Genomic DNA, 23179 nt, shown 5'->3' on the forward strand with positions numbered 1-23179 from the left:
AAGGCGTTCACCGGCGCCAAATTCGTGAAAGGGTTCAATCACCTGATTGCGGCCACCCTGGCTGCCGATCCGATCGTCGAGGGCGGCCACCGGGTCGTCTTTCTGTCGAGCGACGACGAGGACGCGACCGCTCCGGTGGCGGCCTTGGCCAAACAACTCGGGTTCGCACCCGTCAAGCTGGGAAAGCTCAGCGAGGGTGGCGCGCTGGTTCACGCACGCGGCCGCACGTGGGGCCAGCTCATCTTCCAGGACCTGTTCAAGAAGGAGCAGTAATCGATCTACGACCGTGTGGTCGACGCCGAGAACTGGTCGCGCGCTAACTTCTTCGAGCAGCGCGCGACCGAATATTTGAAGGCCACAAAGTCGCGAAGGTTGGGGTGGGCCCGACGGGGTATGGGCGCCGTTCGAAGAGCGGGGAGACGCCCGACACAGCGGCAGATCTGCCGGTCGCCTAGAACCTATCGGCTGCTATCGATGGCCTAGGATTCGCTCGAGTGTCCTCTGCTATCCGATACTACTCCACCGCACTCCCTCCTCACTCCCACTCGATTGTACCTGGGGGTTTGCTCGTCACGTCGTAGACGACGCGGTTGATGCCGCGCACTTCGTTGATGATGCGGGTGGCGGCGGCTCCCAGGAATGCCATGTCGTAGTGGTAGAAATCCGCTGTCATGCCGTCGACCGAGGTGACGGCGCGCAGCGCGCAGACGAACTCGTAGGTACGGCCGTCGCCCATCACGCCGACGGTCTGCACCGGCAGCAGCACGGCGAAGGCCTGCCAGATGGCGTCGTAGAGGCCGGCCTTGCGGATCTCGTCGAGATAGATGGCGTCGGCCTCGCGCAGGATCTCCAGCTTTTCGCGGGTGATGCCGCCCGGGCAGCGGATGGCGAGACCGGGACCGGGGAACGGATGCCGGCCGATGAAGCTGTCGGGCAGGCCCAGCTCCTTGCCGAGCGCCCTCACCTCGTCCTTGAACAATTCGCGCAGCGGCTCGACCAGATGCATGTTCATACGCTCGGGCAAGCCGCCGACATTATGGTGCGACTTGATCGTCACCGACGGTCCGCCGGTGAAAGAGACGCTTTCGATGACGTCGGGATAGAGCGTGCCTTGCGCCAGGAAATCGGCGCCGCCGAGCTTCTCGGCCTCCTCCTCGAACACTTCAATGAACAGCCGGCCGATGGTCTTGCGCTTCTTCTCCGGATCCGACTCGCCCTCGAGCGCGCCGATAAAACGGTCCGAAGCATCGACCAGGATCAGCGGCAGATTGTAGTGCTGGCGAAACATCTCCACCACGCCGGCCGCCTCGTCCTTGCGCATCAGCCCGTGGTCGACGAGGATGCAGGTCAGCTGATCGCCGACCGCCTCGTGGATCAGCAGGGCCGCGACCGAGGAATCGACGCCGCCCGAAAGCGCGCAGATCACCTTGCCCTTGCCGACCTGCTTGCGGATCGTCTCGACCGCGTGCTCACGGTAGGCCCGCATCGTCCAGTCGCCTTCGATGCCGGCGATGTTGTGGACGAAGTTTTGGAGCAGCCTGGCGCCGTCCGGCGTGTGCACCACTTCGGGGTGGAACATGAGGCCGTACATCTTGCGCTCGACATTGCCGAAGATGGCGAAGGGAGAGCCCTCCGATTTTCCGAGCACCTCGAATCCCTTCGGCAGGGAGATGACACGGTCGCCATGGCTCATCCACACCTGGTGGCGCTGGCCGGGCGCCCACAGGCCCTCGAACAACGGGCTGTCCTTGGCGATCTCGACGAAGGCGCGGCCGAACTCGCGATGGTCGGAGCTTTCGGCGACGCCGCCCATCTGCACGCACATCGCCATCTGGCCATAGCAGATGCCGAGCACCGGCACGCCGGCGTCGAAGACGATCTGTGGCGCGCGCGGACTGCCGATGTCGCTGGTCGAGGCCGGACCGCCGGACAGGATCACCGCCTTTGGATTGATGCGCTTGAACGCCGCCTCAGCCGACTGGAAGGGCACGATCTCGGAAAAGACGCCGGCCTCGCGAATGCGGCGGGCAATCAGCTGAGTGAACTGGCTGCCGAAATCGACAATCAGGACGGTGTCGGGATGATTGGCTGTTTTCATGGCGAGCGTTTAAAGAAAGAAACGAGTCGGCGCAATGGGTTGCGGGGCGTCTCTCTCACTCCGAATCCGCATCTTCATGGGACAGGTCAAAACTGCAGCGTGTCAGACGCGATCGCCTGTTCCAGCAGTTGCACCGCCCCGGCCAGCTTCTCGTCGATGACATGCAGGTATTCCGTCCAGTCGCCGACGTGCCTCAGATCGGCCGCCCCGTCGGAAATGCCGCGCAGGCCGATAAGCGGCACGTCGAACAGCTGACAGGCGCGCAGGCAGGCGAAGGTCTCCATGTCGACCATATCAGCGGCGACCGCGTCGTAGGCGGCGCCGGAGACGATTGCCGCGCCGGTGGACAGCGTCGCCGGCCTGATGCCCGGTATCCTGAACGGTAGCGGCACACCGACAGGCAGGTCGAGAAACGGCGTGGCGCCCTTCTCGAAACCCAAGGGCGAAGCGTCCATGTCGCGGTAGGCGACCGAAACGGCCTGGTAGATTTCCGTCTGCTCCAGCATCCGGCTGCCCGCCGAACCGAGCGACACGACCAGATCCGGCAGCGCCTTCCCGGCGTGCAGCCGGGACAGTTCGGCGCTGAGCCCGACGCCGGCCTCGACCGGCCCGACGCCGGTCATCAGCGGCGTGAACAGCCGCTGCAAGTGTGGGCCGTATTCGGCTTCGGCCGCCATGACGAAGAGAACGGACTTGCCGGAAATCAGGGTGAGCTCACCAGGTGTCTTGCCGGCCATGATCGTCTGTCCTCCCCTGCCCGTTCCTCAGCCCTCGATATCGTCGCGGCCGAGCACCGTCATCATCGTTCCGGTCATCGTGGCGATCAACTTGGCCTCGCCGTCGGTGGCGAACGCATAGGCCTGGCCATCGGCGACGATAATGGTGCGACCGGGCTTGGTCACCGAGCCGCGGAACAGGAAGCGCTCGCCCCGGCCGGGCGCCAGCAGATTGACCTTGAACTCGATGGTCAGCACGCCGGAATTTTCCGGCATCAGCGAGAATGCCGCATAGCCACAGGCCGAATCGAGAGCCGTCGAAATGACGCCGGCATGAAGAAAGCCGTGCTGCTGGGTCAGTGCCGACGAATAGGGCATTTCGATCTCGATGATACCGGGCGTCACCAGCGTCAGCTCGGCGCCAATCGTCATCATCGCGTTCTGGCGCGCGAAGGACGTCCTGACGCGGTCCTCATAATCGGGAGCAGGAACGATCTTTGCTGCCATGGCCGTCGCCCTTCGTTTCTCGACAAATCTTATTGCAGAGGCATTTATCGCAGAGGGGTGGGCGGCAGGCAATCGCAAATGCTGCACTGCAGCAATTGGCTAAACCTGCTGATAAGAAGCGAGATCGGCGACATCCGGCAACCGTTCAGCCAGCCCGCCGCAGCGCGCAGAAATAAAAGCCGTCGGTGCCGCTCAGCAACGGCGACAGCGAAATGCCGCCCCCAGCGCCAAAACGCACTGCCGCCTCGTGGCCCGCAAAACGGCTGTCCCAAAGCTGGCGGTGATCGACGGGGACAAAGCCGGGATGGCGGTCCCGGAAGGCCGAAACCTGGTCGCCATTCTCCTCGTCGAACACCGAACAGGTGATGTAGACCAGCAGGCCGCCGGGTTTGACGAAGTCCTTGGCGGCATCGAGTATCGTCTCCTGCTCGCCCTTGCGGGCGTCGAGCTGCCTTTGCGTCAGCCGCCATTTGGCATCCGGCCGGCGCCGCCACGTGCCGCTGCCGGTGCAGGGCGCATCGATCAGGACGATGTCCATATGCTTGCCGAGCGGCGCGAGCTCGGCCGGTTTGGTGACGATCTGCACATTGCGGTTTTCCGAGCGGCGGATACGGTCGAAGATCGGCGCCAGCCTTGCCTTCTCGGCATCGTGGGCGAAGATCTGGCCGCGATTGTCCATCGCCGCGGACAGCGCCAGCGTCTTGCCGCCGGCGCCGGCACAAAAGTCGAGCACCTGCATGCCAGGCTCGGCGCCGGCCAGTTCGGCTGCAATCTGCGAACCTTCGTCCTGAACTTCGAACCAGCCTTTCTGGAAGGCCGGTTCGGCCTGCACGTTCGGGTGCCTGCCGTCGCCGTCGATCGGCGGGATGCGGATGCCGTGCGGCGCGATCCGCGCAGGCTTGGCGCCGGTTTCCGCCAATTCCGCCAGCACCTTGCCACGATCGGCCTTGAGCGTGTTGACCCTGAGGTCGAGCGGCGGGCGAGTGCCAAGCGCGGCACCCTCTTCCACCCAGGCCGTGCCGAACGCCCGCTCGAACAGCGGCATGCACCAGTCGGGGATGTCTGCCCTGACAGCCGGCGGCGCGTCGGTGAGCCGGCGAGCGGCGAGGGTTTTCAATTCGTCGGCGCTCAGCAGCGGCGGCGCGAACTTGTCGCCCTCGAGCGCCTCGTTCAGCGACTGCGCCGTCTGGCCCCATTCGAGCAGCAGCGCGCCGAAGCCGATGGCGCGCGGCGTCTCCTCGCCGAGCAGCCAGCCGGCGGAGCGTTTGCGGCGCAGCGCGTCGTAGACGATGTTGCCGATCGCGGCGCGGTCGCCGCCACCGGCGAAGCGGTGCGACAGGCCCCAGTCCTTCAGCGCATCGGCCACCGGCCGGTGGCGCCGGCCGATGTCGTCAAGCACTTCGATGGCTGCCGCCAGCCGCCCGCCCAGTCTCATTGTCGTCTTCCATTACTCAGCAAAATAAAATCCGGCCCTGCTCTTAGAGCTTTTCGTGTCCTGATTGAAACAGTCTGTTTCCCCGACGGCGGACAATCCATGCAAGGCGGGTGACGAATGTGGGTTGGTGCATCGCGAGCCGCCGCCACCAAGCGGGCGTCGGCATGCGGAACCAAATAATTCGATCAATATATTATAAGCCTCTAATGTTCTTGTCTGGCGAGCACAAGCACGCCGGCAGGTGCAACTGCGCTGCTTTGCAACTTTTGCGGTTGCGAATACTCTTTTGCGCGGTGATTCGCGTCGCAGAAAAAAGCGGAGCCGCGGGTCGATACGAGGAGAGGGCAATGAAAACTTATCTGGCGGAAGTTCTAGGCACGTTTCTATTGGTGTTCATCGGCACGGCTTCGGTGGTGACGGGCGGCTTCGGCGGCGCGCTGCCGCTTGGCCAGGAAGGTATCGGTCTGGCATTCGGCATCGGCCTGATCGCGGCGGCCTATGCGATCGGCCCGATCTCGGGCGCGCATCTCAATCCGGCGGTGACGCTCGGCGTGTTCCTTGCCGGGCGGATGCCGGCCAGGGACGTCATTCCCTACTGGATCGCGCAGATCATCGGTGCCATCATCGCATCGCTGGCACTGTGGATCATCGTCTCCGGACAGGTCGGCGGCCACACCGGCGGCTTCGGCGCCAATGGCTGGGACGTGACGAAATGGGGCGTCAGCTCGGCCTTCCTGTGGGAGCTGATCGGAACCTTCACCTTCGTCACGGTGATCCTCGGCGTCACCAACGCCAAGCACACCACGGCCTTCGCCGGCCTCGTAATCGGCCTGACGCTTGCCGGCCTGCATTTCGCCATCATCCCGGTGACCGGCACATCGCTCAACCCGGCCCGTTCGATCGGACCGGCGCTGTTTTCGGGAACTGCGGCGATCGGCCAGCTGTGGCTGTTCATCGTCGCGCCGCTGATCGGCGGCGCCATTGCCGGCGTGGTTGCCAAGGCCGGTATCTTCGAGAAGGACTGACTTTTCGGAGGCCCAACGAAAAGGCGCGGGTCGAGGCCCGCGCCTTTTTTGTTGCGTCGAGAACTTCGTGTGCTGGATCAGGCCGCGAGGTCAAAACGGTCGGCGTTCATCACCTTGGTCCAGGCCGCGGCGAAATCCCTGACGAACTTCTGCCCGGCGTCGGCCGAGCCGTAAACCTCGGCAAGTGCACGCAACTGCGCGTGCGAGCCGAAGATCAGGTCGGCGCGGGTGCCGGTCCACTTGACCGCCTTGGTCTTGCGGTCGCGCGCTTGGTAGACTTCATCGGAGCCGGCGGCCGGATCCCAGACCGTATTCATGGAGAGCAGGTTGACGAAGAAATCATTGGTCAACGTGCCCGGCCTGTCGGTGAACACCCCGTGCTTCGACTGGCCGGTGTTGGCGCCGAGCACCCGCAGCCCGCCGACGAGCACAGTCATCTCCGGCGCCGTCAAGGTCAGCAGCTGCGCCCGGTCGACCAGCATCGCTTCGACCGACATCGGCGGCTTGCCCCTGACGTAGTTGCGGAAGCCATCGACTTTCGGCTCGAGCGCGGCGAAGGACTGGACGTCGGTCTGTTCCTGCGAGGCGTCCATGCGGCCTGGCGTGAACGGCACCTTGACGTCATGGCCGCCGTCCTTGGCCGCCTTCTCGACCGCGGCGACGCCGCCGAGAACGATGAGGTCGGCAAGCGAGACCTTCTTGTCGCCTGGCTGCGAGGCGTTGAACTCGCTCTGGATGCTTTCAAGCTTTTCGAGCACCTTGGCCAGCTGCGCCGGCTGGTTGACCTCCCAATCCTTCTGCGGCGCCAGGCGAATGCGTGCGCCGTTGGCGCCGCCGCGTTTGTCGGAGCCGCGGAAGGTCGAGGCCGAGGCCCAGGCGGTCGAGACCAGTTCGGAAACGGACAGGCCGGAGGCCAGGATCTTCGCCTTCAGCGAGGCGATATCCTGCTCGTTGACCAGCTCGTGGTCGACTGCCGGTATCGGATCCTGCCAGATCAGCTCTTCCTTCGGCACGAGCGGGCCGAGATAGCGGACGACGGGACCCATGTCGCGATGGGTCAGCTTGAACCAGGCGCGCGCGAAGGCATCGGCGAACTGATCCGGATTCTGGTGGAACCGCCGCGAGATCTTCTCGTAGGCCGGGTCGACGCGTAGCGCGAGGTCGGTGGTCAGCATCGCCGGGGCGCGGCGCTTCGAGGCATCGTGCGCATCCGGCACGGTGCCTGCACCGGCGCCGCCCTTCGGTGTCCACTGATGGGCGCCGGCCGGGCTCTTGGTCAGTTCCCATTCGTAGTTGAACAGATTGTCGAAGAAGTTGTTGCTCCATTTGGTCGGCGTCGTGGTCCACGTCACCTCGAGGCCCGAGGTGATGGCATCGCCGGCAATGCCGGTGGCATGCTTGCTCGACCACCCGAGGCCCTGCGCTTCGATGCCTGCGCCTTCCGGCTCCGCCCCGACCAGCGACGCATCGCCGGCGCCGTGGGTCTTGCCGAAAGTGTGGCCGCCGGCGATCAGCGCCACGGTTTCCTCATCGTTCATGGCCATGCGGGCGAAGGTTTCGCGGATGTCGCGTGCCGAGGCCAATGGATCGGGCGTGCCGTTCGGCCCTTCCGGGTTGACGTAGATCAGCCCCATCTGCACGGCGCCGAGATGGCCCTGAAGTTCGCGGTCGCCGGAATAGCGCTCGTCGTCGAGCCACTTGGTTTCCGACCCCCAGTCGACGTCCTGCTCGGGCTCCCAGACATCGGCGCGGCCGCCGGCGAAGCCGAAGGTCTTGAAGCCCATCGATTCCAGCGCGACGTTGCCGGTGAGGATCAACAGGTCGGCCCAGGAGATCTTGCGGCCGTATTTCTGCTTGACCGGCCACAGCAGCCGGCGCGCCTTGTCGAGATTGGCGTTGTCCGGCCAGCTGTTGAGCGGCGCGAAACGCTGCTGGCCGGCGCCGGCGCCGCCACGGCCATCGCCGATGCGATAGGTGCCGGCGCTGTGCCAGGCCATGCGGATGAAGAGCGGGCCGTAATGGCCGAAATCGGCCGGCCACCAATCCTGCGAATCGATCATCACCTGATGCAGATCCCTGATCACTGCATCGAGATCGAGGCTCTTGAATTCCTTGGCGTAGTCGAAGTCCTCGTCCATCGGGTCCGAGAGGCTGGACTGCTGGTGGAGGACGGCAAGGTCAAGCTGGTTCGGCCACCAGTCACGATTGCTCCTCCTGGCCGACCCATGTGGGACCGGGCATTTGCCGGCGCTGTTGTCGTCGGTTTTCGCGTCCATCTTTGCCTCCGATTTTGTTGATTTTCCGGGATTTTGTTGATTTTCCGGGCAGGGCCAGCAGCCGCGCCATTCTGGAATGGTTCCAGACTAGCCTGCCCAGCCGATAAAGACAAATTGCCTTTGCTGTTTATTCTGATAGGTTTTGCTTATGATTGGCTTGACCGTCCGGCAGATGCATTATTTCGAAGCGCTGGCGCAAACGCTGCATTTCGGCCGCGCCGCCAAACTCGCCGGCGTCAGCCAGCCGGCGCTGTCCGCGCAGATCGCCGAGATGGAGTTGCGGCTCAATTGCCGGTTGTTCGAGCGCGGCGGCAAGGCGGTGCGCATGACCGACGAGGCGCAGGCCTTGTCGCCGCGCATCGAACGCATTCTTGCCGACATCCGCGACGTCGAGGCGACGGCCCGGCGCGGCCGCCCGGCGCTAGAGGGCCGCTTCCGGCTCGGCATCATCCCGACGGTGGCGCCCTATCTCTTGCCGCATGTGCTGCCGAAGCTGAAACGGCATTTCCCGGCATTGCAGCTCGAATTGCGCGAGGCGGTGACCGCCTCTCTGGTCGAGGACACGGCTTCGGGAAAGCTCGACGCCTTCGTCGCGGCGCTGCCTCTCGATTACCCAGGCTTGGTCACCGAGGCGCTGTTCTCCGACCGGTTCTTCCTGGCCGTGCCGGCCGGCGATCCCGCCTTCGCCTCACCGCCGGTGGCGCCGGAAAGCCCGGCGCTGGAGCGGCTGATGCTGCTGGAGGAAGGCCACTGCCTGCGCGAACAGGCGCTCGCCGTCTGCGGCAGCGTGCGGCCGGTGGCAATGGCAAGCTACGGCGCGACCAGCCTGACGACGCTGCTGCAAATGGTGGCGCACGGGCTCGGCGTCACGCTCATCCCGGAAATGGCGGCAGGACCGGCCAGCACTATCCCCGATCTGAAGATCGTGCCGTTCCAGGAACCGATGCCGCAACGCACGATCTGCCTCGCCTGGCGGCGCAACAAGGTCCGCCACGACGAATGCGTCGAACTGGCCAAGATCATCCGCGGGCTGGATGCGGCGGTGCTGGCGGCTTGAGCGGCGGGGGGTGTCGGTCAATGGTCTGGTTTAGGCCGAAGCGGACCGCAAGCCCCTTCTAAAGGAACGACTTCAACCTTTTTAGTCTGGTGTTGACCCGAAGTCGACCTTCGCACCTGAATGGCTGCTTTGCGCCGCATCACACAGCCGTTGGGTAGGGAAGATGGTCATCCCGAAAGCCGAAAGTCCCGTTTGTTCGAATGATGACAACTAAGGAAATAGGAAACAGCCTTTGCGCGCAATTCCGTGCTTTGGCGGTGCCGAGGGTGCTTGACTAGCATTGATCTTTTTGGTGCGGCATCCGCGGCGTGCAGTAAGTGGAGAATACAATAGCGGTGAGGGCCGCGATCGGTGAGGTTCAGTGATGAATCATGCGCAGAGTACCAGGTCAAAATGTCTCCGCTGTGACTTCACCTTTATTAAACGACGGTCCTTGATTTTACTTCACGAGATACGCGGCAGGGGGTGCAACGCCATACCATCCCTCATTCCGTTATGCCTCGTTCTGCTGTTGGCATCTCCGGCAAATGGTCAGTTGGCGCCCGAAGCGTCAGCGGTTACCACAGCTAACGACAGCTCGTCGGTCGCGGTTTCCGAACACACCGAGGTCGGCAAAGAACCGGGCAAGCCACAACCGAGCGCGCTCGGATCCCCTATATCCAGAGAGCTGGTGATCAGCGAAACACAGGCACTCAAAACACTCAAGGAGGGCGCGCAAACACCGCTCGGCGAGCATGAGGAGGCTTTACGCCGCGAATTGGCCGCGGCACGAGCGGAGCTAGAGGTTATGCAGCGCGGCGCACGTGAGCTAAGCGCCCGGGCACACGTGCTGACAGACACGGTGGCTCAGCAAGCACAAGCCCTAAATGAGCAGCAGCGAACAGACGAAGCGCTCGCGCTCGATCTGGAGGCGGCGCAGCGCGTTATCGAAAGCTACAGGGCCGAAGCCAGTCTCTGGAACAGCGAGAAGGCTGCCGCGCCTGGAGCGCACCCCTCTATGGACGCCTCCCAGCTTGCTGCGAAGCGAGCGCTTGATGAGGAGCGGCACAAGGTTGAGCTCTTGGAACAAGAACTTACCACGGCTCGCCAAACTATCGATGCTCTTAAGAAAGGCGCAAATCTGGCAGCCGTCGAGCAGGCCAACGCCATAAGGGACCGACAGGTGGCCGAGGCCGCTCTAAAGCAGGCTCGAGAAACACTCGAACGGGGACGCGAACGAGCAGATTCAGCTGTACGTGACCTCGATATTGTTCGCCGGGAACGCGATGCTTTAAAGCAGAACTCGGTAGAATTGAGTGCCGCGCTGGACCAAGAGCGTGAAAGGGCTATCGGTCTAGCCCGTAGCCTCAGTGCCGCGCGTGAGGCAATTGATATTGTCAAGGGTAAGCGTCGCACTGCGGCTGTGGAGCGCGCGCCGAAAGCACGTACCCCCGCGAGTGCACTTGCAAGCAGGTTATCGCATTCGGGCGCCCAACCAGCCCGTAAACCGGGCTTGCCGAAAAAACAGAAAGTGAAGGTCCAAAAGTCGCCACAAACTGCTCTGCTGGCAACCATACCTCTTCCCGCAGCATTGCTTCCAACACGGCCATCCAAAAGCGGCGAGCCGCGCCAGTGAAGACTAGGGGGCGAAATGTGAGCCGCAGGGGAGATGACAATGAACAAGTATGTCGCAGCCGCGTTGACGATCGGGATCACAATTGGGCCTGCCTCGGCTCTTGAAGCAGGTGTGGGCGGTAGGGCCGGCGGTGTCGGGGTCAGTGCTGGAGTGAGCGCCGGTTCGCAAGGCGTATCTGTGGGAGCGGGCACGAGCGTCGACGGCGTAGGCGGAACAAATGTTGGAGCTTCGGTCGGTGCAGATGACGGATCAGTCGACGCAGGCGTTAGTGCCAGCGGCAACGTTGGTGACACAAGCACAAGTGCCAGTGTGGGCGACGATCCGTCCGCCGAAAACGAAGCGGCTACGGCACCCGACAGTTCGACTGCAGTGACGGCCCCTTCCCCTGCCAAGACCGCCAGGCAATCCATCGTCCTGCCACCCGTCCTCAGGCCTTCCAAAGCCGGTGGGAGTGACTCCACCAAGGGGTATCCCTTTGGATCTCTGGGACCACTGACAGCGAGACCCGGTACGCCGGTTGCGGTCGTGCAAGCCTGCCGCGCGGCGATCATGGCCGCTGCGACGCCGCTTGGCGCCGTCCGTGTCCACGCGGTAAGCGCAGGCGCATTGCGTCAACTTCGGGGTGCACGCACGGCGCCGATCGAGGTGCGAATAGACTACGCAAGAAAGGGTGGCATCGAAGTCCGACAGGCGCAAGTCAGTTGTCGCCTCGATGCGTCGGGCAGGGTCACTGCGATAACATAGCACCAAGCCTGATTGCCAGAGCTGCCGCACGCCGACAGCGGCACGATCCTCTTCGCCATCTACAAGGCGGCCTTCTTCGTCGGTGGCGCCGTAGGTGTTGGTCAAAGGTTCGGTTTGAGCCACGAAGCCAACCCGCAAGCCCCTTCGAAAAGAACGGCTTCAGTCCCTGTCCCAGGCTGCGAGCAACGGGCCTTTGCTTCCATAGACAGGGTCCTTGCGCGGCCGGCCAACCTTGGGGATCGTTACGACCGCCTTGGCATGGTAGGCGGCAGTCGTGCACAGGTCATAGGTGCCGGATTGAGGATAGGCGCCGACGACTAGAAAATCGTCGGATGCGGAAAGACGCTGGTGCCCGGTGCCGGCCGGAAGCACCGCGACGTCGCCGGCCTTCAGCGACAGCGTTCGTCCCATCTTGCCGCCAAAGCGAACCTTGGCCGTGCCGCGCGCGACGCCCAGCACCTCATGTATGCGCGAATGGTAGTGAACGTAGTTGTAGATGCCGTTGCGCCAGCTATCGCCCCAGCCATTGGCTTCAAAAAGCGCCTCCATGACAGCCGCCGGATCGAAGTCTTCGGGCAGCGTCACGGCGCCGCGATAGACGACCAGCGGCCAGAACGGATGGTTGGGCACCAGCCCGTCATCCCTGAACCGAAATGCATTCGCTTTGCGCGGCCTCAGGAGGTCGGCGACCTCTCGCCTGTCTGGCCTGGCGATGCCGGTGACCTGCTCGACGGCCTTCTTCGTGGTTTGCAGAATGCTCATGGGGTGGCCCTTGGGTGGTTTGGAGCTCCATGCCGGTTAATCGGCTGCGTGGCGGTTGGTTCCGCCAGGGTTAGAGTTCCGCGATCTGCACCATGGCGGTTCCGCAACAAGGTCCGGCAAATCCTGAATGGCTGCTTTGCGCCGCATTTTTGCCGTTCAGACCACCATTGCAGCTTCCCGAAAGCTGACGGTCTGCTAAGCCGGCACTAAGGCCTCGAATGGGGTGGTAGCGGTTACTCCGCCGGTCAGCCCGCTGCCCAACGATAATAGTCGCGTTGATGTCAATGCGAGCATCCCAAATATCATGCAAGTACTCCTAGGCTATCCGCCCGGGTGGTCGTTGCCACCGTGCGCGGCGATGAACATGGCGACGGCCGACCGGCAATAGGATTCGATTTCGTTGTCGTCCTCTGCTCTCGCCTCATCGAAGCGTGCGATAATCAGGAGATCGGATCCTTTGATAAGCGCGGCAAACAAGCGGGCGGACCGGAGAGGGTCGGTCACGTTCAGAACCGCCTTCGCGTGCAACTGACGCAACAGGGCCTCGATTTGGGCGATGACATGGGCGGGGCCGGCTTCGTAATGGAGCTTGCTTAACGACTTTTGATTCGTCTTGTCGGCCATGATCATGGCTTCGACACTGCGGACGTCCGGGTTCAACAGCGTGCGAAGCAGGGATGATCCCACCGCCATGAGCTGATCTTCGGCCGAACCGTCGACGCCTTCAAAAAGGGCCTGTGGTGCAAACTGATGGCAGCGGGCCGCGATGGCCGCGCTGAACAGCGCCTCCTTGTTCTCGAAGTGCCGATAGATGCTGAGCTTGGATATCTTCGCTCGCTGGGCGACCTTGTCCAATGTCGTCGCATGAAAACCCAATTCCTCAAAGAGTTCGCACGCGGCGTCGACTATCGTTTGGCCAAGCGCCTCATTGGCGGGCCGGCCGCGCCGGCCCTGGCTGTTTTCGGTCACGACAATTCCAGTCCTTGACAGTATCATAATTCTTGAATTACGATACCACGCAGTGTCAAAAATGTGCAAGCCAGGCCCAAGCCAACCCCTCATCCACATACGGAGCCCATCACCATGGATGACGTCATCATCATCGGCGGCAGCTTTGCCGGTCTCGCCGCCGCCCTGCAGCTCGGCCGTGCCCGCCGCAAGGTCACCGTTCTCGATACCGGCCTGCCGCGCAACCGCTTCGCCGGCCACTCGCATGGTCTGCTCGGCCAGGATCACAAGCCACCGCTGGACATCCTGGCCGAAGCGCGGCAGCAGCTGGCGCGCTATCCCACGATCAGGCTGGTCAATGCCCGGGCCGACAGGGTCTCCGGCGCCATCGACGATTTCTCTGTCCTCACTGGCGCTGGCGAAAGCCTTGGGGCGCTGCGACTGATCCTGAGCTATGGCGTTGCCGACCAGATGCCTGATGTTCCGGGCTTTGCCGAAGGCTGGGGCACGTCCATCGTACCCTGCCCCTATTGCGATGGCTTTGAAGTCGCCGGCCAGCATTGGGGCCTCGTCTGGTCCGGCCCGCCGTCGCACAATTATGTCAGGCTGTACCACGACTGGACCGACACGTTGACGGTCTTCGCCGATGGTCACGACATTGCACCCGATATCCGGGCCGATCTGGCGCGCCGCAACATACCTGTCGTTGATGGCCGGATCACCGAAATCGCCCGCCACAGGGGCCACAATGCCACCGTCAAGCTCGATACCGCCCCCGATGTCGCAGTCGATATCTTGTTCGCGCATCCGCGCAACAAGCCGTCCGCAAGCCTGCATGAATCACTGGGACTCGCCACGGTCAATACGCCCCTCGGCATCGCCCTGAAGGCCGACGAGCGCCGCGAAACCAGCATACCCGGAATGTACGCCGCCGGCGATCTTGCAAACCCAGCCATGGCTTCGGTCACCACAGCAATATCGCAGGGCGCGACGGCGGGTATCTCAGCCCAGCAGTCGATGCTTGTTTGAGAGCACAGATTGGAGATGAGCATGGCCGTCGAACCGGACAGCGCGGGTGTGCGCTTCCCTCCGCCCTTCGTCTATCTAGGAGCGCTGCTGTTGGGGCTGGCGGCGGAGCGGTTCGTCACCCTGCGCTCTTTCGGCATCGACTGGCGGTTGCTGGTCGCGACGGGCGCGCTGCTGTTCGTTGCCGGCGCGGCGATGATGCTTGCGGCGGCGGGGCTGTTCCGGCGGCTAGGCACCAACGTTCCGCCGTCGCAGCCAACGACCCTCATCGCAACGACCGGTCCTTATCGGTGGACCCGCAATCCCATGTATCTCGGCATGGCGCTTATCTATTCCGGCCTTGCGATCGGCTTCGACGGGCCGATCGCCTTCGCCTTGCTCCCGTTGGTGCTGATCGCGATCCAGACGCAGGTGATCGCCCGCGAGGAGCGCTATCTCGAAGCGAAGTTCGGCGACGACTACCGCCGCTACAAGGCCGAGGTTCGCCGCTGGCTCTGACCATTCCGCCGCTGCCGCCTGCGGGGCCTTCTGATAAACCAGCACCGGCTTCCTTGCCGCGAGCTATCATATTCTGAAGGTTGCGGGCCGGTGTCACGGAAACCGACTGCCGGCTGACGCAGTACACCCGGCACCTGAGGAGACGCACATGTCCAAAACCAGAGACACCGAGGCCAGCATCAGGATCGCTCGTCCGACCGCTCTTGGAGAAGCCTGACACACATGGAGTTCGAACACGTCACCTTCGACCTGCCACACTGCACCTTTCACGCGCTGCAGGGTGGTGATCCCGATGGTCAACCGACGCTCGTCTTGCACGGCTTGCCGCCACAAATGAGCCGTCGACGCACCGCACACCGATGTCTGCTTTCGAGAAGCGGTGACCAAGAGCGGACAGACCGCCACCGGCCCATATTGAGACGTTCAAGCAGTTTTCCTAACCTATCCGCCTCTGACCGCCCACCTCCCCCCACCCTCACGGCACAAATATCAAAAACACATACGTGCAAAACACCACCAGATGCACCAGCCCGGTCAGGAACGTCGTCCTCTCGGTGCTAAAGCTCACATTGCAGATGAAGAGCGCCAGGACCAAAAGCACCACGTCGGTCGCCGGCAGGCCCAGGGTCAGGCCTCTTCCGGTCAGCAGGCTGGCGGCGGCGATGCCCGGTATTGTCAGGCCGATTGTGGCGCAGGCCGAACCCATGGCGACGTTCAGGCCGCGCTGCAGCTCGTTGTTGAGGGCGGCGCGAACCGCCGAGATCGCCTCCGGCATCAAGACCAGCCCGGCGATCATCGCGCCGACAATGGCGTCGGCCTGGGGCACCTGATAGGCGACGAGCGCATCCTCGACGCTGGCGGCGACCTGCTCGGCCAGCATGACGATGCCGATCAGCCCGATCAGCAGGAGCAGAGCACTAGCGGCAATGCTTTCGTGGGCGTCGGCTGGCACTGCGGCGCCATGCGCTTGTCCGTCGATGAAATCATCCCGGTGGCGGACAGTCTGCGCGAACAGAAAACCCGCATAGAGCAGCACTGAAAGCACGCTGACGAAGCCGAGTTGGGCGGCCGAGAAGGTGCCGGGATCGGTGGTTCGCGTGTAGGTCGGCAGAATGAGCGTCGTGACGCTCAGTGCGACCAGCACCGCCAGATAGGCGCTGGTCCCTTGGCGGACGATTGCCTGCTTGCGATGACGCCAGCCGCCAAATGTCAGACACATGCCGACAACGCCGGTCGACGTGATCATCACCGTCGAGAAGACGGATTCGCGTGCAAGCGTCGGGTTGTTGGCTCCGTGCAGCATGATGGAAACGATGATCGACACTTCGATTGCCGTCACGGCGATGGTCAGCACCAACGTGCCGTACGGCTCGCCTACCCGCCGGGCCACCGCCTCGGCGTGGTCGAGCACGACGAAAATGGTGGTGAACATGATCGCGCTCGAAAGCGCGCCGATAAATATCCTGGTGCCTAGCGACCCTTCGTCCACCGACACCCCGCTGGCCCTGACCGCGACAGCCATCGCCAGCGCGGCCAACGGCATGCCGTAAGAAATCGCCGATCTTGCGAAACCACTCATTGTCACCTTTTTGCCCTCCCATGCTTGCAGCCGCCGTTGCGCACTGCAACCATTCCCGCCCAGAGCAATCGCATATCATGGGTCATGACGTGGCCCATCGCAGCGTACCCTACCCTAACCCTCCCACGGGAGGGCAATTCGCATTTGGATTCTTGCGAAGAGGACCCCCACCCTAACCCTCCCCACAAGGGGGAGGGAATGCTGCCGCGCGCCTTTGCTTTGCCTTTGGCGCCGAAAGGCAGGCAATGTGCCGAGACGGCGCCAACGGAAGCCCCCTCCCCCTTGTTGGGAGGGTCAGGGGTGGGGGTCCTCTTCGCAAAAATCCATACGCGATTGCCGTGCCCACAAGGGGGAGGGAATGCTGCCGCGCGCCCTTGCTTTTCCTTTGGCGCCGAAAGGCCGGCAATTTGCCGAGGTCGGCGCCAACGGAAGTCTCCCTCCCCCTTGTGGGGAGGGTCAGGGGTGGGGGTCCTCTTCGCAAGAATCCGTACGCGATTGCGCTGCCTCCTGCCCCGGCATACCTTGCCTGTCCTTTGGTCCGAAACATCATGTCACCCGCAGGGAAGCTCGCGCGCTAGCCGGGCGTGTTGGCCTTGACGACCTTCTTGCATTCGGGCGTCAGCTCGCTCATGTGACCGGCCAGGCATTTGACGACGCGGCCACCGCCCGGCAACACGCCTTTGCACAATCTCTGGTAATCTGCCTGGCAGGCCTCACGCTCGGCCGCCGTCTGCGCCAGCGCTGCGGTGGCTGCCAACTGAGATGCGAGGAAAAGCACGCTTAACCCAAACCGCATGGAACACTCCCCTCAAACATGTTGCTCAAACAACGCCTCTGTCACGCGTAGATACGAACGGAAGGCTCCTCAAGCCGTCTTCTGCGTCACCAATCCCAGTTCATCGATCATCGCCTGGCGCATCAGGTATTTCTGCGGCTTGCCGGTCACCGTCATCGGTAATTCGGTGCGGAAGCGGATGTAGCGCGGGATCTTGAAATGGGCGATCTGCCCGGCGCAGAAGGCCTTGATCTCCTGCTCCGTTGTGATCTGGCCGGGCTTCAGCACGATCCAGGCGCACAGCTCCTCGCCATATTTCGGGTCGGGAATGCCGAATACCTGCACCTCCTTGATCTTGGGGTGGCGATAGAGGAATTCCTCGACCTCGCGCGGATAGACGTTCTCGCCGCCGCGGATGACCATGTCCTTGACCCGGCCGACGATGTTGCAATAGCCCTCGGCATCGATTGTGGCGAGGTCGCCGGTGTGCATCCAGCCGTCGGCGTCGACCGCCTCGCGGGTCTTCTGCTCGTCGTCCCAATAGCCCTTCATCACGGAATAGCCGCGCGTGCAGAGCTCGCCCGGCGCGCCGACCACGACGGTGGCGCCTTCGGCGTCGATGGCCTTGACCTCGACATGCGGATGGACGCGGCCGACGGTCGAGACGCGCTTTTCCAGGGGGTCGTCGACGCTGCTCTGGAACGACACCGGGCTGGTCTCGGTCATGCCGTAGGCGATGGTCACCTCGGCCATGTGCATCAGCGACACCACCTTCTTCATCACCTCGATCGGGCATGGCGAGCCGGCCATGATGCCGGTGCGCAGGCTGGTGAGATCGAAGGAGGCGAACTCCGGATGGTCGAGCAGACCGACGAACATGGTCGGCACGCCGTAGAGCGCGGTGCAGCGTTCCGTTGCCACCGCCTTCAGCGTGGCGCCGGCATCGAACCCCTCGCTCGGGAAAACCATGGTCGCGCCCTTGGTGACGCAGCCAATCGTGCCCATCGACATGCCGAAGCAGTGATAGAGCGGCACCGGGATGCACAGCAGGTCGTCGACCGTAAGCCTGATCGCCGCGGTGACGAAATTGCCGTTGTTGACGATGTTGTTGTGGGTCAGCGTCGCGCCCTTGGGCGCACCGGTCGTGCCGCTGGTGAACTGGATGTTGATGGCGTCGTCCGGCTTCAGCCCGTCGGAGATGCGGTCGAGCTTATCATGTTCGTCGCGCCCGGCCATCGCCAGCACGTCGGCGAAATTGAACATGCCCGGCGAATTCTCCTCGTCCATGCGGATGACGATCTTCAGCGCCGGCAGTCTGTTGGCGTCGAGCTTGCCCGGCGCTGCCTTGGCGATCTCCGGCGCCAGCGTCTCGATCATGCCGAGATAGTCGGAGCTCTTGAACTTGGCGGCGGTGACCAGCGCTCGGCAACCGACCTTGTTCAAGGCATATTCCAGCTCGACCAGCCGGTAGGCCGGGTTGATGTTGACCAGGATCAGGCCGATGCGGGCGGTGGCGAATTGCGTCACCAGCCATTCCCAGCGGTTCGGCGACCAGATGCCGACGCGGTCGCCTTTCTCGAGGCCGAGCACCAGGAAGCCGGCGGCGAGCGCATCGACGGTGTCCGACAGTTCCTCCCAGGTAAAGCGCTTGTCCTGCTCGACGAAGACGGCGGCATCGAGCGTGCCGTATCTGCCGACCGTATCGGCAAACAGCGCCGGGATCGTCAGGTTGAGCAGCGGCACGCTGCGCTCGCCCGAGACATGCGCCGTGCCGTCGACCGGCGCAATGAACGAACCGCCATCGCGCTTGCCGCGCAGGCTGGTGGCATTCTTCAGCTCGTCGAGATTGATCGGCATCGCCGTGTCCTCCGCAGACAGGCCGAGCCTATCAGCCCGGCGGGGTGGTGGAAATCCCGTCGATGATAGGGCTGGGGTTGGAACTCGCCCTGTCAGGGCCGAAAACAAAAAAACCGCCTCGACGGGCGGGTCTTCGGGGCCAATTGGCACCATAGGGAGATTAGTAGCATAGCTGCCGGCACAAAGCAAGAACAAAATTGCTGTACATCAGGAAAATCGCTTCAGGTCGGTGCCGCGGCTAGACCGCTGGATCCAACGTTAGTGGTTGGCAAAGGCCGAGGCGATATCCGATCTCCCCCCTTGCGGGGGAGATGCCCGGCAGGGCAGAGGGGGGTGCGAAGGATCGCCAAGTTCGACTTCAGCACCCCCAACCGGGAACGGATGAGGCTCCGATTGGCTGACAGGTCGGCGGGACAGCACCCCCTCTGGCCTGCCGGCCATCTCCCCCGCAAGGAGGGAGATTGGCAGCTTGGCCGACGGCGCCTGCTCCGCGATCGTCAACTCGAGTTCACCAACGCCATCCTGGCCGCAATATCGCGCAAGATCGCCTCGTCGGCCGGAGCGCGCATCTTCCGCGACGCCACGAGACAGGCCTGCGAGCGCAGGATCACGCCGTCGGCGAGCACCTTGAGATGGTTGGCGCGCAGCGTCGCGCCTGACGTGGTGATGTCGACGACGATGTCGGCCAATCCGGCCGCCGGCGCGCCTTCGGTGGCGCCGAGGCTTTCGACGATGCGGTAGACCTGGATGCCGTGCTTTTGCGAAAAGAATTGCTGGGTCAGGCGCCAGTATTTGGTGGCGATCCTGAGCCGCCGGCCATGGCGCTGGCGAAAATCGGCGGCGACGTCGTCGAGGTCGGCCATGGTGTCGACGTCGAGCCAGATGTCGGGCACGGCGACGACGACGTCGGCATTGCCGAAACCGAGGCGGGCGATGATTTCGGCGCGTGCCTCGCAGTCGGCGAGGTTTTCGCGCAGCAGGTCCTCGCCGGTGATGCCGAGATCGACCGAGCCCTGGCCGATTTCGCCGGCGATCTCGGAAGCCGACAGGAAGGCTATCTCGACGCTGTCCAGGCCATCGATGCGGGCGCGGTATTTGCGCTCGTCGCCGGGCAGGCTGACGGCAAGCCCGGCCTTGGCCAGCACCTCCAGCGCCTGCTCCTTGAGCCGGCCCTTCGATGGGATCGCCAGCGTGATCATGGCGCTGTCTCCCGCAGCGCCTCGATGCGGTCGAGCCAGACAGAAAAACCGACGCCGGGGATCGGCGTCTTGGCGCCGAGCAGCGTCAGCAGCCGGTCGTAGCGGCCACCACCGGCCAGCGGCCGGTCGCCGCCCTGCGCCGCGACCTCGAAGACGAGGCCAGTGTAATAATCGAGCGGGCGGCCGAAGGCGGCATCGTAGCTGATTTCAGACATCGGCAGACCGAGGCTTTCGATGGCCGCGGCGCGGGCGGCAAAATTCTCCAGCGCAGTTCCCAGCGAAAGCCCGGCATCGGCGGCAAAACTTGCGAGCGCCCCGGCGGCGCTATCTAGCGGCACGTCGATCGCCAGGAAACCCTTCAAAGCCGCAAATGCCTCGTTCGACAGCCGGACGCTGCGCAGTTCGGCTTTCTCGATTAGCCGCCGCGCAATCTCGGACGGCGAACGCCCGGCCGTTGCCGACAGGCCGGCCTCTTCCATGCCGCCGGCGATATGCGCCGAAAGAGCCTCCAGATCGCCGTCGAGGACAAGCGCTGCCACCGCGCCGGCGATCTGGCTGTTGCGCGGCGGATTGGCGAGGTCGGCAAGCGCCGCTTCCAGCATTGGCGCCGAGCCGAAGGCGCGGGCCAGCCGCATGCGCCAGCCGCGCGGCAGGCCAAGCGCTGCCAGCACCGCCTCGAAGATGGTCTGGTCGCCAAGCGTCATCGCCAGCTCCCGTCCGGGCAGCACCAGCGAAAGCAGCGCATGCGCATCGGCCAGCGAACGCGCATCGGCGGCGGCCGTGTCGCGGTCGCCGAGGTCCTCGATGCCGGCCTGGAAGAATTCGTTGCCGCCCTCGCGGCGCTGGCGAAACACCTCGCCGAGATAGGAATAGCGGCGCGGCGTGCCGGCCTGGCTGGCAATGTGGTCGAGGCAGACCGGAATGGTGAATTCCGGCCGCAGGCAAAGCGTCTGTCCGGTCTCGCTCTCGGTGAGAAAGATGCGGCGCCGCAAATCCTCGCCGGCCATGTCGAGGAACGGGTCGGCCGGCTGCAGCACAGCGACCTCGACCCCATGGGTGTTGCGCGCGGCGAATAGGCTGGCGATGTCGGATGCGATGGCAGGGGAGGTCATGGGGATGTGGGGCGCGAGGCACCCCCCTCTGGCCTGCCGGCCATCTCCCCCTCAAGGGGGGAGATTGGATATCGCGCCTGCTTTCGCCAATCTCCAGCGTTGGAAAGAAGACAGTGAGGCTGAAGCTGCCAATCTCCCCCCTTGAGGGGGAGATGGCCGGCAGGCCAGAGGGGGGTGCTCACGCGCCACCTTTCGCCCGGTCGGCCGCCTGCGCCGCCAGTATCTTCCTCACCTCGGCAACCAGCCCACTTTCCGCCACGGTCACCTGCGCCGGCCGTGCGGCGCGCCATTCGGCGTTGTCGGCGATCTCGGCCGACATCTTGGCGCCTTCGATCAGGTCCTTGATCTGCAGCTCGCCCTTGGCGCGCTCGTCGCCGCCCTGAATGATGGCGACCGGGCTGCCGCGGCGGTCGGCATATTTCAGCTGCGCCTTCATGCCGGCGCCGCCGAGATACATTTCGGAGCGGATGCCGGCGGCGCGCAGCTCGGCGACCATCTTCTGGTAGCGGCCGAGGCTTTCCGTATCCTTGTCCATGGTCAGCACCACGACCGGCGCGATGACATCCGAGGTATCGAGCTTGCCGAGGTTCTTCAGCGCCGTCATCAAGCGCGAGACGCCGATGGAAAAACCGGTCGCCGGCACCGGCTCGCCGCGGAAACGCGAGACCAGACCGTCATAACGGCCGCCGCCGCCGACCGAGCCGAAGCGCACGATCTGGCCGTCCTCATTGGGGATCTCGGCCAGCAGCTCAGCCTCGTAGACCGGGCCGGTGTAATATTCGAGGCCACGCACGACGGAGGGGTCGATGCGGATGCGGTCTTCACCGTAGCCGCTTTGTGCGACCATGGTTCTTATCTGCTCCAGCTCTGCAAGGCCCTCGACAAACGGCGCATTCGTTATGCCCAGATGTTCGAGTTTCCTTTCCTCGACAAGATTGCTGAGTCCGGGGTTGATGGATCCCAGTGTCTGGACAATTTTTTCGGGATCGTGCTGCGCCATGACTGTGAAATAGCTGATCACAACGTCGATTTGCGCATTATCCAGCCCGGCACCTTTGGTGAAATCACCGCTCTCGTCCTTGCGCCCTGCACCCAAAAGCAGGCGCACGCCCTCGACGCCCAACTTGTCCAGCTTGTCGATCGCGCGCAGCACCTGCAGGCGGCGGCCAGCGTTCTCCTCGCCGCCGAGGCCGATCGCCTCGAGCACGCCGTCGAGCACCTTGCGGTTGTTGACGCGGATGACGTAGTCGCCGCGCTTGATCCCCAGCGCTTCCATCACGTCGGCCATCATCATAGCCATCTCGGCGTCGGCGGCGACGCCCGGCGTGCCGACTGTGTCGGCATCGAACTGCATGAACTGGCGAAAACGGCCGGGACCGGGCTTCTCGTTGCGGAACACCCAGCCGGAGCGATAGCTGCGATAGGGCTTCGGCAGGCGTTCGAAATTTTCGGCGACAAAGCGCGCCATCGGCGCGGTCAGGTCGTAGCGCAGCGACAGCCACTGGTCGTCGTCGTCCTGGAACGAGAACACGCCCTCGTTCGGTCGGTCCTGGTCGGGCAAAAATTTGCCGAGCGCATCGGTGTATTCGATCAGCGGCTGGTCGACCGGCTCGAAACCGTAAAGCTCAAAGACCGAGCGGATCGTCGCCATCATCTTCTCGACGGCGCGCAGATCGTCGGCGCCGCGGTCGACAAAGCCGCGCGGCAGCCGCGCTTTCATCTTTTCGGATTTGTCGGCCATGGGATGGGTACTCGGTGTTTCGTGGCGCTCCGGGGATCGGTTAAAATAACCGATTTCCACGGCGCGGGTGTCCTAACCGATGCAGCCGGGAGCGGCAAGGGTTTGCGCTTCTTCCTTCTCTCCTTGTGGGCCTGTTGCGTAATTCGCTGATTGTGATTCTCTGAGGTGGACGGTCTGAGGGAATCGCGATGGCAGTGAAGCAGACGGGC

At 63.7% G+C, this 23179-nt stretch carries 18 protein-coding genes and 1 pseudogene; 6 read left to right on the forward strand and 13 right to left on the reverse strand.

Annotated features, from left to right (window positions below):
- A pseudogene (locus NKH91_RS31370) lies at positions 1–273 on the forward strand (NADP oxidoreductase coenzyme); the annotation flags it as partial.
- Positions 274–535: 262 nt separating this feature from the next.
- Here the strand turns inward: NKH91_RS31370 and guaA are convergent.
- The 4 genes from guaA to NKH91_RS31390 form a co-directional block, all read right to left on the reverse strand.
- On the reverse strand, positions 536–2098 hold the full coding sequence (gene guaA, locus NKH91_RS31375; protein ID WP_352885555.1) for a glutamine-hydrolyzing GMP synthase: 1563 nt from the start codon (positions 2096–2098) through the stop codon (positions 536–538).
- 86 nt (positions 2099–2184) lie between these two features.
- Positions 2185–2835 (reverse strand): 5'-methylthioadenosine/S-adenosylhomocysteine nucleosidase, encoded by a 651-nt coding sequence (locus NKH91_RS31380; protein WP_023716494.1) that lies wholly within the window; start codon positions 2833–2835, stop codon positions 2185–2187.
- Positions 2836–2862: 27 nt separating this feature from the next.
- Complete coding sequence (locus NKH91_RS31385; protein ID WP_023716493.1) at positions 2863–3321, reverse strand: PaaI family thioesterase; 459 nt, start codon at positions 3319–3321, stop codon at positions 2863–2865.
- A gap of 145 nt (positions 3322–3466) precedes the next feature.
- A complete protein-coding gene (locus NKH91_RS31390) occupies positions 3467–4756 on the reverse strand; it encodes an RsmB/NOP family class I SAM-dependent RNA methyltransferase (protein ID WP_352885554.1) in 1290 nt (429 codons plus the stop codon).
- 347 nt (positions 4757–5103) lie between these two features.
- Between NKH91_RS31390 and NKH91_RS31395 the strand changes: the two genes are divergently transcribed.
- The gene (locus NKH91_RS31395) at positions 5104–5781 is read left to right on the forward strand and encodes an MIP family channel protein (protein WP_352641539.1); all 678 of its coding nucleotides are present in this window, start codon (positions 5104–5106) and stop codon (positions 5779–5781) included.
- Positions 5782–5858: 77 nt separating this feature from the next.
- Here NKH91_RS31395 and katG read toward each other — a convergent pair whose 3' ends face one another.
- Positions 5859–8057 carry a catalase/peroxidase HPI gene (gene katG / locus NKH91_RS31400; RefSeq protein ID WP_352885553.1) on the reverse strand — a complete coding sequence of 733 codons (2199 nt, stop codon included), beginning with the start codon at positions 8055–8057 and terminating at the stop codon, positions 5859–5861.
- 148 nt (positions 8058–8205) lie between these two features.
- Here katG and NKH91_RS31405 point away from each other — a divergent pair, with 148 nt between their 5' ends.
- Both NKH91_RS31405 and NKH91_RS31410 read left to right on the forward strand, forming a co-directional pair.
- A complete protein-coding gene (locus NKH91_RS31405; protein WP_352641534.1) occupies positions 8206–9114 on the forward strand; it encodes a hydrogen peroxide-inducible genes activator in 909 nt (302 codons plus the stop codon).
- A gap of 364 nt (positions 9115–9478) precedes the next feature.
- Positions 9479–10729: a coiled-coil domain-containing protein gene (locus NKH91_RS31410; RefSeq protein ID WP_352641532.1), complete on the forward strand. Its 1251-nt coding sequence runs from the start codon at positions 9479–9481 to the stop codon at positions 10727–10729.
- A 903-nt stretch (positions 10730–11632) separates the two neighbouring features.
- Here NKH91_RS31410 and NKH91_RS31415 read toward each other — a convergent pair.
- A complete protein-coding gene (locus NKH91_RS31415; RefSeq protein ID WP_023716487.1) occupies positions 11633–12235 on the reverse strand; it encodes a cupin domain-containing protein in 603 nt (200 codons plus the stop codon).
- Positions 12236–12556: 321 nt separating this feature from the next.
- On the reverse strand, positions 12557–13204 hold the full coding sequence (locus tag NKH91_RS31420; RefSeq protein WP_023716486.1) for a TetR/AcrR family transcriptional regulator: 648 nt from the start codon (positions 13202–13204) through the stop codon (positions 12557–12559).
- A 114-nt stretch (positions 13205–13318) separates the two neighbouring features.
- On the opposite strand from NKH91_RS31420, the gene NKH91_RS31425 reads away from it, so the two are divergent.
- Positions 13319–14212: an NAD(P)/FAD-dependent oxidoreductase gene (locus NKH91_RS31425; RefSeq protein ID WP_352885552.1), complete on the forward strand. Its 894-nt coding sequence runs from the start codon at positions 13319–13321 to the stop codon at positions 14210–14212.
- A gap of 21 nt (positions 14213–14233) precedes the next feature.
- On the forward strand, positions 14234–14707 hold the full coding sequence (locus tag NKH91_RS31430) for a methyltransferase family protein (protein ID WP_023716484.1): 474 nt from the start codon (positions 14234–14236) through the stop codon (positions 14705–14707).
- Between the two features lie 475 nt (positions 14708–15182).
- On the opposite strand, the gene NKH91_RS31435 is transcribed toward NKH91_RS31430, so the two are convergent.
- The 6 genes from NKH91_RS31435 to hisS all read right to left on the reverse strand — a co-directional run bounded on the left by NKH91_RS31435 (position 15183) and on the right by hisS (position 22970).
- The gene (locus NKH91_RS31435; RefSeq protein WP_352885551.1) at positions 15183–16286 is read right to left on the reverse strand and encodes a calcium:cation antiporter; all 1104 of its coding nucleotides are present in this window, start codon (positions 16284–16286) and stop codon (positions 15183–15185) included.
- 574 nt (positions 16287–16860) lie between these two features.
- Positions 16861–17082, reverse strand: a complete 222-nt coding sequence (locus NKH91_RS31440; protein ID WP_352885550.1) for a cysteine rich repeat-containing protein — start codon at positions 17080–17082, stop codon at positions 16861–16863.
- 69 nt (positions 17083–17151) lie between these two features.
- Positions 17152–18918: an AMP-binding protein gene (locus tag NKH91_RS31445; protein ID WP_023716482.1), complete on the reverse strand. Its 1767-nt coding sequence runs from the start codon at positions 18916–18918 to the stop codon at positions 17152–17154.
- A gap of 497 nt (positions 18919–19415) precedes the next feature.
- Positions 19416–20117 (reverse strand): ATP phosphoribosyltransferase, encoded by a 702-nt coding sequence (gene hisG, locus NKH91_RS31450; RefSeq protein WP_352592594.1) that lies wholly within the window; start codon positions 20115–20117, stop codon positions 19416–19418.
- Positions 20114–21229 (reverse strand): ATP phosphoribosyltransferase regulatory subunit, encoded by a 1116-nt coding sequence (locus tag NKH91_RS31455; RefSeq protein ID WP_352885549.1) that lies wholly within the window; start codon positions 21227–21229, stop codon positions 20114–20116. Before NKH91_RS31455 ends, hisG begins: the two co-directional genes overlap by 4 nt.
- A 178-nt stretch (positions 21230–21407) precedes the next feature.
- Positions 21408–22970: a histidine--tRNA ligase gene (hisS, locus tag NKH91_RS31460; protein WP_352885548.1), complete on the reverse strand. Its 1563-nt coding sequence runs from the start codon at positions 22968–22970 to the stop codon at positions 21408–21410.
- Positions 22971–23179 lie beyond the last annotated feature (209 nt).

Source organism: Mesorhizobium sp. M0894 (assembly GCF_040319725.1).
Classification (GTDB): Bacteria; Pseudomonadota; Alphaproteobacteria; order Rhizobiales; family Rhizobiaceae; genus Mesorhizobium.

Excerpts from the sequence above, each read along its gene's own strand:
- guaA (WP_352885555.1), bottom strand. The coding sequence starts at position 2,098 with ATGAAAACAGCCAATCATCCCGACACCGTCCTGATTGTCGATTTCGGC.
- NKH91_RS31380 (WP_023716494.1), bottom strand. The coding sequence starts at position 2,835 with ATGGCCGGCAAGACACCTGGTGAGCTCACCCTGATTTCCGGCAAGTCC.
- NKH91_RS31385 (WP_023716493.1), bottom strand. The coding sequence starts at position 3,321 with ATGGCAGCAAAGATCGTTCCTGCTCCCGATTATGAGGACCGCGTCAGG.
- NKH91_RS31390 (WP_352885554.1), bottom strand. The coding sequence starts at position 4,756 with ATGAGACTGGGCGGGCGGCTGGCGGCAGCCATCGAAGTGCTTGACGAC.
- NKH91_RS31395 (WP_352641539.1), top strand. The coding sequence starts at position 5,104 with ATGAAAACTTATCTGGCGGAAGTTCTAGGCACGTTTCTATTGGTGTTC.
- katG (WP_352885553.1), bottom strand. The coding sequence starts at position 8,057 with ATGGACGCGAAAACCGACGACAACAGCGCCGGCAAATGCCCGGTCCCA.
- NKH91_RS31405 (WP_352641534.1), top strand. The coding sequence starts at position 8,206 with ATGATTGGCTTGACCGTCCGGCAGATGCATTATTTCGAAGCGCTGGCG.
- NKH91_RS31410 (WP_352641532.1), top strand. The coding sequence starts at position 9,479 with ATGAATCATGCGCAGAGTACCAGGTCAAAATGTCTCCGCTGTGACTTC.
- NKH91_RS31415 (WP_023716487.1), bottom strand. The coding sequence starts at position 12,235 with ATGAGCATTCTGCAAACCACGAAGAAGGCCGTCGAGCAGGTCACCGGC.
- NKH91_RS31425 (WP_352885552.1), top strand. The coding sequence starts at position 13,319 with ATGGATGACGTCATCATCATCGGCGGCAGCTTTGCCGGTCTCGCCGCC.
- NKH91_RS31430 (WP_023716484.1), top strand. The coding sequence starts at position 14,234 with ATGGCCGTCGAACCGGACAGCGCGGGTGTGCGCTTCCCTCCGCCCTTC.
- NKH91_RS31435 (WP_352885551.1), bottom strand. The coding sequence starts at position 16,286 with ATGAGTGGTTTCGCAAGATCGGCGATTTCTTACGGCATGCCGTTGGCC.
- NKH91_RS31440 (WP_352885550.1), bottom strand. The coding sequence starts at position 17,082 with ATGCGGTTTGGGTTAAGCGTGCTTTTCCTCGCATCTCAGTTGGCAGCC.
- NKH91_RS31445 (WP_023716482.1), bottom strand. The coding sequence starts at position 18,918 with ATGCCGATCAATCTCGACGAGCTGAAGAATGCCACCAGCCTGCGCGGC.
- hisG (WP_352592594.1), bottom strand. The coding sequence starts at position 20,117 with ATGATCACGCTGGCGATCCCATCGAAGGGCCGGCTCAAGGAGCAGGCG.
- NKH91_RS31455 (WP_352885549.1), bottom strand. The coding sequence starts at position 21,229 with ATGACCTCCCCTGCCATCGCATCCGACATCGCCAGCCTATTCGCCGCG.
- hisS (WP_352885548.1), bottom strand. The coding sequence starts at position 22,970 with ATGGCCGACAAATCCGAAAAGATGAAAGCGCGGCTGCCGCGCGGCTTT.